We start from the raw sequence: 13,167 nt of genomic DNA on the forward strand, positions 1-13,167 counted from the left end.
GAACGGCGTGTCCGGCGCTACTCGGCCCCGTGGGCCGGGGCAGCTGCGGTCACCCGGGCGGCCAGCGCGAGGTCCTTGGCCGTGACGGCGCCGTCCGCGTCATGGGTGTGCACGGCGAGGGAGACGGTGCGGTACCCGAGCGTCAGATCCGAGTGATGGTTCAGCTCGTCCTGGATCCGGGCGATGTGCAGGGTGAACGCGGCGGCGGCGAAATGGGACGGAAGCCGGTAGCCGCGTGTCAGCCGGCCCTCCGCGTACGCCCAGCCGGGCAGCTCGCCCAGCCCTTCCTCGATCTCGGCCGGTGTCAGCGGTGCGGTCGGCATGGGTGGCTCTCCTTCTCGGGCGGTGCGTCGGCGGTGCACGGACGGACCGGCTGTTCGCGGGCGGTCGGTTCACGGGGCGCCGGCAGTTCGCGGGCCGGGCAGGCGGTTCGCGTTTCCGGCTGTTCGCGGGCCGGAACGCGGGCCCCGCAGCGGGGTGTCCCGGGGGCTGTGGTCATCATCCACCGGACGGATCTCCCGCCCGCCGCGTGCGGCAGGTCCTCACCCTCCGGCGTGTCCGGTGGCCCAGGCCCGCCCGCCCCGGGCCATCGGGACCGCCGTGAGCGTCACCGCCACCAGCAGGACGACGGCGAGCAGCAGCGGCAGCCTCGGGTGTCCGTTCAGTACGGCCAGAGCGCCGCCGAGTGCGCCCAGGAGCATCGCGGCGACGGAGAGCGCCCGGCGCCCCGCCCGGCTGCCGGCTCCTCCTGCCGCCCGGCTGTCGGCGGCGATACCGGTGATCGTCAGTGTCAGCACGGTCGTCTTGAGATCCGGCACGGAGATCGCCCTGGCGGCCGCGTTCTGGACGCCGAGGCCCAGGCCGAGCAGCACGACGAGCGTGAACCGCACGCCGCCCGTGTACGGGGAGCCGGAGACCAGAATGACGACGAGGGCGGCCGCCACGCACACGGTCTCGGTGAGCAGCGCGTACAGCAGCAGCCGCCCCCGGTGCTCCGCCGCACGGGTGCGATGGACGATCGCTCCTCCGGTGAAGGCGCCCACCACGAAGGCTGCCAGGGCCACTAGGGAGGCGGCGAGTGAGAATCCGGGCGCTCCGGCGAGGGCGAAGCCGGTGAACACGACGTTGCCGGTCATGTTGGCGACGAAGACCCGGCCCAGCTCGAGGTAGCTGACGGCGTCCACCAGACCGGTCACGACCGTCAGGACGAGCATCAGGGGCGGCAGCGGACCGTCCCGGCCGGCCGGATCGGGAACCAGGGTGGCCCGGGCCTCACGCAGAAGGGTCGCCATCGGAGCGCTCCGATCAGTGGGAACCGTGGGATTGTCCCGTTTCGGCGGCCCTCCCCGCCATCACCGACACGCTTCCCCGCGCCCCCGCACCCGGGCGGGGGCGCGGGGGCGTCGGCCTCGGTCAGGTCCGGAAGGGTGGCGAAGGCGCCGAGGGTCCGCGCGCTGTGCGCCGGATTCACATGGTGCGGTCGGGGCGCTCGACCAGGGCGGCGAGGAGTCGGGCCAACTGCTCGCGTTCCGGTGCGGTCAGCGGCGAGAGCACCTCGTCCTCCACCTCGGCCAGCACCGCGTCCAGCTCCCTGAGGTGCTCCGTCCCCTGCGGCGTGGCGGAGACGACGTTCTGCCGGCGATCGGCGGGGTTGGGCGTGCGTGCCACCAGACCGCGCTCGGCGAGCTCGTTGATCACCGCGACCATGTCACTGCGGTGGATCCCGGTGCGACGGCTCAACTCCGCCTGGCTCGCCGGTCCGAACTCCTCCAGCGTGGCGAGCGCCGCGTAGTGCCACTTGCGGGCACCGGCGCGCGCCAGCCTTTCGTTCACCAGGCGGTCCGACCGGATCGCCGCGAGGGAGAGGAGCCGGGTCCCCAGATTCCGCAGCCTTTCGGCAGCGGCCGGGCGTCCGGGCGGATTCTCGGTGTCGGGCGTGCTGTGGCTCATGCCGCGATCCTACGTTGCGTTCGTCCCACTAACGAACTACCTTGTCCCACGAGAGGAACGTTCGTCCCACAAACGATCGGGTGCCCCTACGCCCCCGTCAGCGGGTCCGTACGTCAGCGCGTCCGTTCGTCCGGCATTCCCACGTCCGGTGTTCCCACGTCCCGCGTGCCTACGTCCGGTGTTCCTACGTCCGGCGCGTCCTGTCCGGCGTGCCTACGTCCGGCGTGTCTGCGTTCGCGCCTCGGCGCGCCCGAACCGAAGCCCTTGGAGTGAGACATGATCAAGCCGTTCCGCATCGCCGTCCCGCAGGCCGACCTCGACGACCTCACCGCTCGCCTCTCCCGCACCCGTTGGCCCGACGAGGTGGCCGGCGCCGGGTGGGACTACGGCTTTCCGCTGGCGCGGCTGAAGGAGTTGGCCGAGTACTGGCGCACCGGTTACGACTGGCGCGTCCACGAGGACGAGCTGAACGAGCTCGCGCACTTCACCACCGAGATCGACGGTCAGAACATCCACTTCGTCCATGTCCGCTCCCCGGAACCGGACGCGCTCGCGCTCATCCTCACCCACGGCTGGCCCGGCTCGTTCCTGGAGTTCCTCGACGTGATCGAACCACTCTCCCGCGACTTCCACCTGGTGATCCCGTCCATCCCGGGTTACGGCTTCTCCGGGCCGACCCGTGAGCGCGGCTGGGACGTGGTCCGGGTCGGGCGGGCCTGGGCGGAGCTGATGCGCCGCCTCGGGTACGAGCGGTACGGCGCGCAGGGCGGCGACTTCGGCTCCGGCATCTCCACCGCGCTCGGCGCGGTGGCGCCCCGGCAGGTCGTCGGGGTGCACGTCAACTACCTGCCGACCCGGCCGCTCCCGGACGCCGACATGGAACGGCTGGATCTCTCCGAGACGGACCGGGCGCGCGTCGACACCATCAGGCGGCTGATGGCCAACCGCCCGCCGTACCAGGCCCTGCAGGCCACCACCCCGCAGACGATCGGCTACGCGCTGACCGATTCGCCGGTCGGTCAACTGGCTTGGATCGCGGAGCGTTTCGCCCAGTGGACGGACCCCGGCGCACCGGTCAGCGACGAGAAGATCCTCACCGACGTCTCGCTGTACTGGCTGACCGCCACAGCGGCCTCCTCGGCGCGACTGCACCGCGACTCCCCGCGGCGCGTCGAGCCGTGCTCCGTACCGGTCGGTGTGGCGGTGTTCGCGCACGACATCACCCAGTCGGTGCGACCGCTGGCCGAGCGGCTGTACGACATCAGGCACTGGTCGGAGTTCGACCGCGGTGGCCACTTCGCCGCCATGGAGGTACCGGAGCTGCTCGCCGGGGACGTCCGGGACTTCTTCCTCACCCTCTCGCCCACGACCGGCCGTTCCCCACGCTGAGGAACACCCGGGCGGCCGTGCTCTCCTCCTGGGCGGACGGGCCGACCGGGGAGCCGCTCACAGGCAGTGACCAGTCCAGCTCTCCCGAAGGGCTCGGGGCCCGGCGGGCAGCACCGGGTGCGGCCGGTCCCCGACGCCTGCCTCGTTCCGTGCGACAAGCCGTCGCCGGCACGTCACGCCCGAACCGAAGCCCACCGAGCATCCGAGCCGACAGTCCCATCGTCCGGGACTTCTGTGCGTACCTCTGGGCCCGGCCCGAGGCGGACGGCGCCCATCACCCTCCACGGCCCTCCGATTCGGAGCGGGGCCGACGAAGCATGATCATGAGGAACGCCGCCGCCACCAGCACGACGCCCGTCACCGCACTCAGCGCGCCGGCTGTCCCCACGGTGTTCCACAGCCCGCTCTCCACACGTCGGCACGCCGGCTCGCACTCCCACGAGATCGCCCCGTCACTGCGCGAACCGGCGAGGCCGGCCAAACCGAGTACGAAGAGCAGGAGCCCGCACCAGACCATCCGGCGTGCGGCGAGCAGGTAACCGGGCGAGTGAGCGTCGACCATGCGACCACAGTCCCAGCCACCCGGTCGGGTGGCAACAGTGCCGGACACGACCGGGCCACCGGCCGGGAGTCCGGGGCGAAGCCCGCCTCCGTTCACGCGGAGAGACGGGCGGGGCACGCACTCGGTGACGGTGGGACGGTCCGTGCCCCGCGGTCTCCGGGCACGAGGAGCCGTTCGTCACCACCGGCCCCTGGGTCCGGGACGCCCCCTGTCCAGGACAACGCCCGCCGGCGGCGTCATCGCGCTCCCGAGCCCGTACGTGCCGGGCGCCCGGCCGAGTATCTCGCCTTCTTCCCCTTCGAGTTCACCGACGAGCAGGTGGCCCGGACCGCCACCCCCGACACCGGCGGCTCCCCGTTCTTCGACCGCCACGACCCCGAGATGGTCCCTGGCCGGCAGGGTGTGGTCCGGAGATCGGTCCGTCGGAACCGCTGGTCCGAGAGGTCTCGGGGTTCAACGGCGTGTCCAGGCCGGGGAGGCTGTCCCGAGGGGCGCCCCGTAGGACCCTCGTGCCGGCCACGGCGGCCTTGACGTCGACGGCGTCGAGCCCGGTCAGGAAGGCTCCGATTCACCTTCCGGAGAGGGAAACCCCCCTACGCTCCGGCGAGTTCCCGCACTGTTGCCATGTCGCTGAAGGGAAGCAGTTCTTCCCCGACGATCTGGTGGGGTTCGCTGCCCTTGCCGGCGATCAGGACGATGTCGTCCGGGCCCGCGGCGGACAGGGCGAAGGCGATCGCGCGACGGCGGTCGACGAACCGTTCGAACGGGGTGCCGGTTGCCGTGAGACCTGGGGCGATCTGGTCCAGGATCGCCTCAGCGTCTTCGTTGCGGGGGTTGTCGGAGGTGAGGACGCACAGGTCGGAGTGGGTCCCTGCGATCTCGCCCATCTCGGCCCGCTTGGTGGTGTCACGGTCCCCGCCACAGCCGAAGACGGTGATGACGCGGCCCGGAGCGAAACCTCGGATGGTCGTCAGGACCTTGTCCAGGGAGTCCGGCGAGTGGGCGTAGTCCACGATCACCGATGTGCCGCCCGGGGTCCGGAAGCGTTCGAACCGGCCCGGGATCGGGGGCAGCCGGTCGAGCGCGGCCACCAGGCCGCCCAGCTCGTGCCCCAGGGCGTGGCAGGCCGCCACCGTGGCCAGTGCGTTCGCCACCGAGTACCGCCCCGGTACGGGAATCGCCGCCGGATACTTGCGGCCGTCGTGGTGCAGGGTGAACCGTGTGCCGGAAGCGTCCACGGTGAGGTCGGTGGCACGGTAGTCCGCCGCTTCGGCGTCGAGGCCGTAGGTGGTGACCGCGCCGGGCATCATCGCCTGGATCATGGCGCCCACCGGGTCGTCGGCGTTGACCACCGCGCGGCGGCACAGGCCCTGGAACAGGCGGAGTTTGGCGTCCCGGTAGTTCTCCATCGTTCCGTGATCGTCGAGGTGATCCTGCGTCAGGTTGGTGAAGACCCCGACGTCGATGAACGTGCAGTCCACCCGGTGCGTCAGCAGGGCCATCGATGTCGCCTCCAGCACCACGCTGTCGGCCCCGCGGTCGCGCATGCGGCCCAGCAGGTACTGCAGGTCCGGTGCCTCGGGCGTGGTCAGTACCGACCGCGGCATGGAGATCGGCTCGTCGCCGGTCCGGCTGCCGGCCGTCCCGATGACCCCCACGGTCGCGCCCTCCGAGAGCCGGAGCACCGACTCGACCATGTACGAGACCGACGTCTTCCCGTTGGTGCCGGTGATCGCCACCAAGTCCATCTCCCGACCCGGCTCACCGAAGTAGCGGGAGGCGACAACTGCGGCTGCCTTCCGGGTGTCGGGCACCCGTACGGTGCACACACCCGCCGCCGGCACCGGAAGAGCGGGGGCATCGGCATCGACGAGTACCGCCGCCGCGCCGCGCGCGTGGGCCAGTCCGACGGAGCCGGGACCGCCTTCACGGTGTCCGGGCACCGCGATGAACAGCGACCCGGCCGTCACCCGGTCGGCATCGAAGGTCGTTCCCGCAGTGATCCACGTGGTCTCCGGGTCGCCCTGGAGAATGTGGTGGTCCTGCCCGGCCAGCAGCTCGCTCAGCTTCACAATGATTCCTTCGAAGGTGGCTCGGCCCCGGTGGTGCGGGCGTCGCCGGGCTGCAGCACCGACGGAGTGCCGGAAGCTGCGGTTGACGTGGAGCAGAGGGGCGGAGCGTGCCCGAGGAGAGCCGAACGCCGCGACTCAGCCCCGAGGACGGCGTCCTACGGAGTCCGTGGATGGCAACGAGTCAGGGCAGGGTTCGTGAGATTCGCTAGCCGTGGCCGTGCAACGCGCTGCGGCCGGTCTGCGGCGCCCGGGCGTCGTCCGCGCGCGCCGAGACGACGGCTGCCGGCCCCGAAGCGGTCGGGCACAGCGCATCGGTGGCCTGTTGCAGGCACTCCCTCACGGCATGTGTGCGACCCATGGGCCGAGTGTACGTCTACTCCGGCGCCTCGAGACCCGCCCGCAGACGCCGCCGGGACGCCGGCCCGCTCGCCGCCGTCCGACAGTCGGCGTGGGCCCACCCGGTTTCCCGCGGGCGAGTCGAGCGCCCGATCGTCCGGCGCCGCGGACTCCGACGACTCCGCGCACCCGCCGGAAGAGAGGAGACGACAACCACGAGGCCTTCCCCCGGCCTCGCCACCCGCCCGACCACCCTCGCTACGTTCCACGCCTTCGTCAGGACCTCTTAGGGTGTGCCGGTGACCGAACATCCTGCCTCCTGGCCCGCCGCGGTTCCTCTGACGACACCTCGCCTGGTCCTGGAGCCGCTCCGCGTGGACCACGCCCCAGAGGCGGTGACCGTCTTCGACGACGTCCGGCTCCACACGTGGACGGGTGGGACACCGGACTCGCTCGCGCAGCTCGTCTCACGGTACGAGCGGCAGTCGGCGGGCCGTTCGCCGGACGGTACGCGGGGATGGCTCAACTGGATACTGCGCAGGACGTCGGACGGCCGGGTGATCGGCACGGTCCAGGCCACCGTGTACCGGCCGGCGTCCGGGAACGCGCTGGAGGCGTCGGTCGCCTGGGTGATCGGTACCGCCCACCAGAACGAGGGCTACGGGCGGGAAGCGGCGCTCGCCATGGCGTCCTGGCTGCGGGCGCGGGGGGTGGCCGAGCTGGCCGCGTACATCCGTCCCGGCCACGACGCGTCGGCGGCCGTCGCCCGCGCTCTCGGGCTGAGGGCGTCCGCCGTGGTGGAGGAGGACGAAGTCCGGTGGAGCGACTCGGGGACGTAGGCCGTGTCCGCCGGTGGCCCGCGTGGTCCGCGCCGGACCGGCGGGGACGCTCGGACACGGTCCGCGCCGCCCGTCGGGGACGAGCGGCTGTCCAGCACCCTTCGCGCCCCGGGCGGGGGCGGGCCGCCCGGGGCGCGGGCCGCTCACGCCTCCAGGTGGTCCGCGATCAGGACGGCGAACTCCTCCGGTGAGGCGATCCGTACGCCCAGACCCTCCGCCTTGGTCCGTTTCGAGCCCGCCTTCTCCCCCGCGACCAGGAGGCTGGTGCGTCCCGAGACGCTGGACGAGGACTTCCCGCCCGCACGTTCGACGAGCTCGTTCATCTGGTTGCGGGACAACTTCTCCAGTGCTCCGGTCATCGCGCCGGTGACCACGACGGTCATTCCCGCCAGCGGCAGGGGCGGGGCCCCGTCGCCGCTGTCGGCGGCGGAGCCGTCACCGGTGCCGGCGGCGGGCTCCTCCGTGCCGGGCTCGGGAGGCGCGGTCGCGCCCGGCTCGCTCATGTTGACGCCCGCCTTCACCAGTCTCCCGATCAGCGGGGCCAGCTCCGTCAGCTCGGCGACGACGGCCGAGGCCTTCTCCGGACCGATGCCGTCCACCCGCTGGAGCGTCTCGGCGTCGGCGGCGACGATCCGGTCCATGGTGGCGAAGTACCGTGCCATACGGCGGGACATCGAGCGGCCGGTGCCGCGTACGCCGAGCGCGCAGAACACCCGGGAGAGCGGGCGGGAGCGCGCCGTGTCGATGGCGGCGAGGAGGTTGTCCGTGGACGTCTCCCCCATGCGCTCCAGGGTGAGCAGCTGCTCGCGTTCCAAGGTGAAGAGGTCGGCGAGGTCCGCGACGAGCCCCGCCTCGACGAGCTGGACGACCCGGGTGGCGCCCAGCCCCTCGATGTCCAGCTGGTCGCGCCCGGCGGCGTACGAGAGGGAGGCGACCAGACGACAGTCGCGGCCCCGGACGCACCGCCAGCGCTGCTCGCCGGTGTCGATCGCGGAGCCGCACTGCGGGCAGAGGGCCGGGAACTCGATGGGCCGCTCCTCGCCGGTCCGCAGGTGGACGGCGGGCGCCTCCACGCGCGGGATGATGTCTCCCGCCTTGTGGACCATCACCATGTCGCCGAGGCGCAGGTCGCGGCGGGTGATGTCGGCCGGGTTGTGCAGGGTGGCGAACCCGACCGTCGAACCGTCGATCTCCACCGGTTCCAGCACGGCCCGGGGAGCGATGATGCCGGTGCGGCCGACGTTCCACTCGACGGCCAGCAGCCGGGTGATCTTCTCCACGGCGGGGAGCTTGTACGCGATGGCCCAGCGCGGTGCGCGGGTGCCGTTGCCCGCCTCGCGCTGGTCGGCGGCGAGGTCCGCCTTGACGACGATGCCGTCGATGCCGAAGGGCAGCGTGGCCCGGAGCGCGGCGATCTCCGCGACCCGGGCCAGCACCTCCTCCACCGTCCCGGCGGTGCGCGGGGCGACGGCGGTGTCCGCCGCCGTGTGCACGCCGAGGCCGGCCGCGTACACCAGCACCTCGCTGTGCGGCAGCTCCGCCAGTCGCTCGGCCACCTCGCCCGAGTCCGGCAGGGGCAGTGCGCCGTACGCGAAGAAGGTCATCTCGACGCGGTAGGGCCGGTCCTTGGCCCGCAGGGTGCCGGCGGCTCCGTTGCGCGGATTGACGAAGGGGGACGCACCGTGGGCCGTGCGGACCGTGTTGGCCTGCTCGAACTGCTCGGCGGTCATGAGTATCTCGCCGCGCATCTCGAGGGTGACCGGTTCGGAGAGCTGCTCGGGCAGGCCGAGGACGGTCCCGATGGCGTGCGAGACGTCCTCGCCCGCGGTGCCGTCGCCCCGGGTGACGAGCTGTTCCAGCCGGCCCGCCCGGTACCTCGCGGCGACGGCGAGGCCGTCGAGCTTGGGCTCGACGCTCCACGCCCCGACCGGTCTGCCGAGGCGGCGCTCGAGTGAGGCGGTCCAGCCGGCGAACTGCTCGTCGGAGAAGACGTTGTCCAGGGAGAGCATCGGGACGGTGTGCGGGACGTCGCCGACCGCCGCGCCACCCGCCACCTTCCCGCTGGGCGACCCCGCGAGCACGTCCCGCGGGTGCTCCGCTTCGTACGCGGCGATGGCGCGCGTCAGCCGGTCGTACGCGTCGTCGTCGAGGGCGCTGTCACCGGAGGCGTAGTACGCGGCGGCGGCGCGGGTGGCCTCCTCGACGGCGGCGGCGTAGGCGGTGGCGTCGGCGAGCCCGGGGGCTGAGTTCGTCATGACCACCATCCTGCCGTTCACCACTGACAACGCCCTTCGGCGGGCGGCCGTGGACGGTCCCGCACCCCGAAGATCACCCGGGGGTGCCGGGGCGGGGTCCGGGCCCCCGGCGGTCCCGGTATAAATGCTGCATGACTGCCGATGTGTCACCGCCCGTACGTCCCGCGACCCTGGAGGACGTTGCCGCGGTGGCCGGAGTCTCCCGGGCCACCGTCTCCCGGGTGATCAACGGTGCGACCACGGTCGACCCGGTGCTGCGCCGGGTCGTGGAGGAGGCGGTCGCCGCCACGGGGTACGTACCCAACCGCGCGGCGCGTTCGCTGGTGACCCGGCGCACCGATTCGATCGCGCTGGTGGTCTCCGAGCGCGAGCGCCGCACGGTGGACGAGCCCTTCGTGGGGCGGATGTTCTCCGACCCGCACTTCGGACGGGTCGTCACCGGTCTGCTGGACGTGCTGCGCCCGGCCGGTATCCAGATGGTGCTGATGCTGGCGGACGACGCGGTCTCCCGGGGGCAGTTGCTGTCGTACCTGCGGCAGGGGCACGTCGACGGCGTGGTGCTGATCTCCTCGCACGCCGACGACCCGCTGCCCGGACTGCTCCAGGAGACCCGGCTGCCCGCCGTGCTCGCGAGCGCACCGGCGCAGCCCACCCCGCTCACGCACGTGGAGGCCGATCAGCACGCGGGTGCGGGGCTGGCCGCGGACCATCTGGTCGCCCTCGGGCGCACGCGGCTGGTGACGGTGGCCGGTCCGCAGGACAGGCCGGCCGGCCGGGCCCGGCTGAGCGGCTTCCTGGAGGCGCTGGCGGCGCACGGGATCACCGACGTGCCGTGCGCGGAGGGCGACTTCACGCAGGCGGGCGGGGCCTCGGCGATGAAGCGGCTGCTGGGTGACCAGCCGGACCTGGACGGGGTGTTCGTCGCGTCGGACCTGATGGCGCTGGGCGCGCTGCCGGTTCTGCTGCGGGCCGGCCTCGACGTGCCGTCGGACGTCGCGGTGGTGGGGTTCGACGACTCCAGCGCGGCGCTGGCCTGCGATCCTCCGCTGACGACGGTGCGCCAGCCGGTGGAGGAGATGGCGGCCGAGATGGCCAGGCTGCTGCTGCGGCAGATACGCACCTCCGGGGCGCCCGCGCCGTCCGTCGTGTTCCCGCCGGCGCTGGTGGGCCGCGAGTCCGCCTGAGCCGGCCGGGCCTCCGGCGGTCACTCCCACGGCGTCGTACAGGACTCCCGGGACCCCGGGACCCCGCGCGGCCGGGGTCAGTCGCGCGGGGCGCGGGCCGCTTCCGTGCCGGGCTCCGGCAGCGCCGCGTCCGCCACCGGCCGGCCCGCCCCGCTCCGGGCGCCGGGGAGCGGCCGGTCCGCGTACGGCAAGCCCCCCATGCCTTCGGTCAGCAGCGGCACCTGCGGTCCCGCCGGCTCCCGCAGCCAGCGCCTGAGCACCCGGTGGACCGCCTCGGCGCCGACCGGAACGGCGTGCGGTACGAGGGGCCGGGGGGCTTCCCCCAGGGAGACTTCCGCCCGGGGCCCCACCACCGGGGCCCGCGCGGCCCCGGGCTCAGCGGCCCCCGGTCCCGCCGCCTCGGCGGCGAGCGCGTCGAGCGGGTCGGTCATCCCGCGCGGCCACAGCAGGAACGGCCGGGACTGCGGGCCGCCGAGTCCGCCGTGCGAACCGATCTGCTCCTCGAAGGCGTGCACCTCCCCCGTCGCGGGGTCGTACATCGAGTTGACCATGAGGTCGGCGACGTGCGGGAAGGTGTCGGTGCGCCGTACGGCGTCCGCCGCGCCGGGGCCGAAGCCGGCCAGCGGTCCCTCGTCGTCCCGCAGCTCGGCCACCGGTACTTCGGCCCCGCCGGCTCCGAGCACGACCGAGCCGTGCTCCTCGCTGCGGACCAGCAGGAAACCGATCCCCGGGTGGTTCGCCAGGGTGCTGAGCAGGGCGGGGTGGCGGCGGTCCACTTCCTCCCGGGAAGCGCGTCCCTCGATGCCGGGGAAGGAGACCAGGCCGAGGTTGCCGGAGGCCAGGACGACGGGATCGGAGGCGGCCAGGGCGGCGGGTTCCGCCTCCTTCTCCTGCAGGGGCCGGTGGAGCGCGATGCGCAGCGCGTCGCGCGCCTCGGACGCGCTGCGGGTGCGCTGGGCGCGCCGGGGCACCGGGAGGCCGCAGCCGGCCCGCACCAGGTCCTTCAGGGTCAGCCCGTACCGTCCGGCGAAGGTCTCGCCGACGCTCTGGCCGTGGTCGGAGAGGAGCACGATCCGGTACGGGCGCGGGGCGTGCTCGGTGATCTTGACGATGAGGGCGAGGGAGCGGTCGAGCCGGGCGAGGACCCGGTCGGCGTCGCGGCTGTACGGCCCCGAGTGGTGGGCCACCTCGTCGTAGGCGACGAGGTCGGCGTAGACGGCGGTGCGCCCGGCGAAGATGTCGCCGATGACGGCGGCGACCACGACGTCGCGCTCGACGACGGTCGCGAAGGCCCGGATGAAGGGGTAGAGGCCGCCGCGCTTGATCCGCGGAGTCTCCTTGCGCAGCCTCGACCGGGTGGACTGGCCGATCTCGCGGCCGACCTCGGCGACGAAGGAGAGCGCGGTGCGGACGGCGTTGGCCGGGTCGGAGAAGTACGCGAAGTACCCCGAGCGCGACCTGCGGCCCTTGCCCCGGCGTCCGGTCATGGAGAGGACGAGCGCGAGCTGCTCGGCTCCCCCGCTGAAGAGGTTGCCCCGGCTGGCACCGTCGAGGGTGAGCAGCCCGCCGTCCTGGGTGCGGGCGACCGCGCGCCGCTGGAGTTCGAGGGCGCTGGCGGGGCGGCTGGAGACCATCACGGTGCCGGTCTCCTTCTCGTACCACCGGAACGCGGGCACGTCGTGGTTGGAGCCGTGCAGCAGGGCGAGCTGACTGGCGCCGGTCTGGCTGGACCAGTCGGTGCGCCACGGGGTGAGCCGGTGGCCGCCGGGGTCGGCGAGCCAGCCGGCCACGGTGGGCATCAGTCCCTGGGCGGCGGCCTTGGTCAGCACGTCGTGGCCCACCCCGTCGAGCTGGAGGAAGACCGTGCCGGGCGGTCCGTCCGGGCCGTCCGCAGCGAAGCCGGGGCCGCGCTTGCGCCGCCGGTCGGCGAGACGGGAGAGCCGGCGCCGGTAGGCGTCGTCGTCCCGGACGGCGAGGGCGGTGGAGGTCGCCGAGGCCACCGCGGACATCACCGCCGCGACGGCCACGGCGGTCTCCGGGTCGGCGGTGCCCCGCCCGTCCGGGATCAGCCGCAGGGCGACGATCAGGAGGGAGCCGTTGAGGAAGAAGACCAGGGCGCCGAGCACCAGCGCCGGGACCACCAGCAGCGCACGGACCAGGACGGGCCAGACGAGGGCGGAGAGCAGTCCGAAGGCGCCGGCTCCCCAGGCCGCGGTGAAGGCGGTCTTGGTGACGGTGTCACCGTCGTCGGACTGGAGCTGGAAGTCGGGGAGGATCCCGGCGAGGGCGAGCATCGTCAGGGTGGACACCGCCCACACGGCCGCCACCCGCAGCAGGGCGCCGCCCGCCTTGTGCCATCGCCCGGCTCCCACGCCCGCTCCGTCCTTCCCTGCCGTCCGGGCCGGTCGTCCAGAGCGTGCCCCGGGACACCCCTCGGGGCCCGCTCCCAGCTTCCCACAGCCCTTCCCGGCCGTTCGCGGGCCGGTCACCGGGCACAGGTGTACGCCCCGGGGCGCCGCCGGATGCGGGAGGCATAGGCTCGTACCGGCGTTCCGTCACACGGAAAACGGGCAGGACAGG

General features: G+C 73.3%; 11 protein-coding genes. 3 read left to right on the top strand and 8 right to left on the bottom strand.

Features of this window, described 5'->3' with window-relative positions:
• Positions 1-17 precede the first annotated feature (17 nt).
• From PZB77_RS03615 to PZB77_RS03625, 3 genes are all read right to left on the bottom strand, one after another.
• Complete coding sequence (locus PZB77_RS03615) at positions 18-323, bottom strand: 4a-hydroxytetrahydrobiopterin dehydratase (protein ID WP_275491057.1); 306 nt, start codon at positions 321-323, stop codon at positions 18-20.
• 219 nt (positions 324-542) lie between these two features.
• Positions 543-1,292, bottom strand: coding sequence for a YoaK family protein (locus tag PZB77_RS03620; RefSeq protein ID WP_275491058.1), 750 nt, complete (start codon positions 1,290-1,292; stop codon positions 543-545).
• A 175-nt stretch (positions 1,293-1,467) separates the two neighbouring features.
• The gene (locus PZB77_RS03625; protein WP_275491059.1) at positions 1,468-1,950 is read right to left on the bottom strand and encodes a MarR family transcriptional regulator; all 483 of its coding nucleotides are present in this window, start codon (positions 1,948-1,950) and stop codon (positions 1,468-1,470) included.
• A 276-nt stretch (positions 1,951-2,226) separates the two neighbouring features.
• Here PZB77_RS03625 and PZB77_RS03630 point away from each other — a divergent pair, with 276 nt between their 5' ends.
• A complete protein-coding gene (locus tag PZB77_RS03630) occupies positions 2,227-3,339 on the top strand; it encodes an epoxide hydrolase family protein (protein ID WP_275491060.1) in 1,113 nt (370 codons plus the stop codon).
• A gap of 274 nt (positions 3,340-3,613) precedes the next feature.
• Here the strand turns inward: PZB77_RS03630 and PZB77_RS03635 are convergent, their stop codons facing one another.
• From PZB77_RS03635 to PZB77_RS03645, 3 genes are all read right to left on the bottom strand, one after another.
• Positions 3,614-3,901: a hypothetical protein gene (locus PZB77_RS03635; protein WP_275491061.1), complete on the bottom strand. Its 288-nt coding sequence runs from the start codon at positions 3,899-3,901 to the stop codon at positions 3,614-3,616.
• A gap of 593 nt (positions 3,902-4,494) precedes the next feature.
• Positions 4,495-5,973 (bottom strand): UDP-N-acetylmuramoyl-L-alanyl-D-glutamate--2,6-diaminopimelate ligase, encoded by a 1,479-nt coding sequence (locus PZB77_RS03640; protein ID WP_275491062.1) that lies wholly within the window; start codon positions 5,971-5,973, stop codon positions 4,495-4,497.
• Between the two features lie 205 nt (positions 5,974-6,178).
• A complete protein-coding gene (locus tag PZB77_RS03645) occupies positions 6,179-6,331 on the bottom strand; it encodes a hypothetical protein (RefSeq protein WP_275491063.1) in 153 nt (50 codons plus the stop codon).
• Positions 6,332-6,608: 277 nt separating this feature from the next.
• Between PZB77_RS03645 and PZB77_RS03650 the strand changes: the two genes are divergently transcribed.
• Positions 6,609-7,148: a GNAT family N-acetyltransferase gene (locus tag PZB77_RS03650; RefSeq protein ID WP_275491064.1), complete on the top strand. Its 540-nt coding sequence runs from the start codon at positions 6,609-6,611 to the stop codon at positions 7,146-7,148.
• 143 nt (positions 7,149-7,291) lie between these two features.
• Here the strand turns inward: PZB77_RS03650 and ligA are convergent, their stop codons facing one another.
• Positions 7,292-9,412, bottom strand: a complete 2,121-nt coding sequence (gene ligA, locus PZB77_RS03655) for an NAD-dependent DNA ligase LigA (protein ID WP_275491065.1) — start codon at positions 9,410-9,412, stop codon at positions 7,292-7,294.
• 122 nt (positions 9,413-9,534) lie between these two features.
• On the opposite strand from ligA, the gene PZB77_RS03660 reads away from it, so the two are divergent.
• Positions 9,535-10,587, top strand: a complete 1,053-nt coding sequence (locus tag PZB77_RS03660; protein WP_275491066.1) for a LacI family DNA-binding transcriptional regulator — start codon at positions 9,535-9,537, stop codon at positions 10,585-10,587.
• A gap of 77 nt (positions 10,588-10,664) precedes the next feature.
• Here the strand turns inward: PZB77_RS03660 and PZB77_RS03665 are convergent, their stop codons facing one another.
• Positions 10,665-12,959, bottom strand: coding sequence for a phage holin family protein (locus PZB77_RS03665; protein ID WP_275491067.1), 2,295 nt, complete (start codon positions 12,957-12,959; stop codon positions 10,665-10,667).
• Between the last annotated feature and the right edge of the window lie 208 nt (positions 12,960-13,167).

Source organism: Streptomyces sp. AM 2-1-1 (genome assembly GCF_029167645.1).
GTDB lineage: Bacteria > Actinomycetota > Actinomycetes > Streptomycetales > Streptomycetaceae > Streptomyces.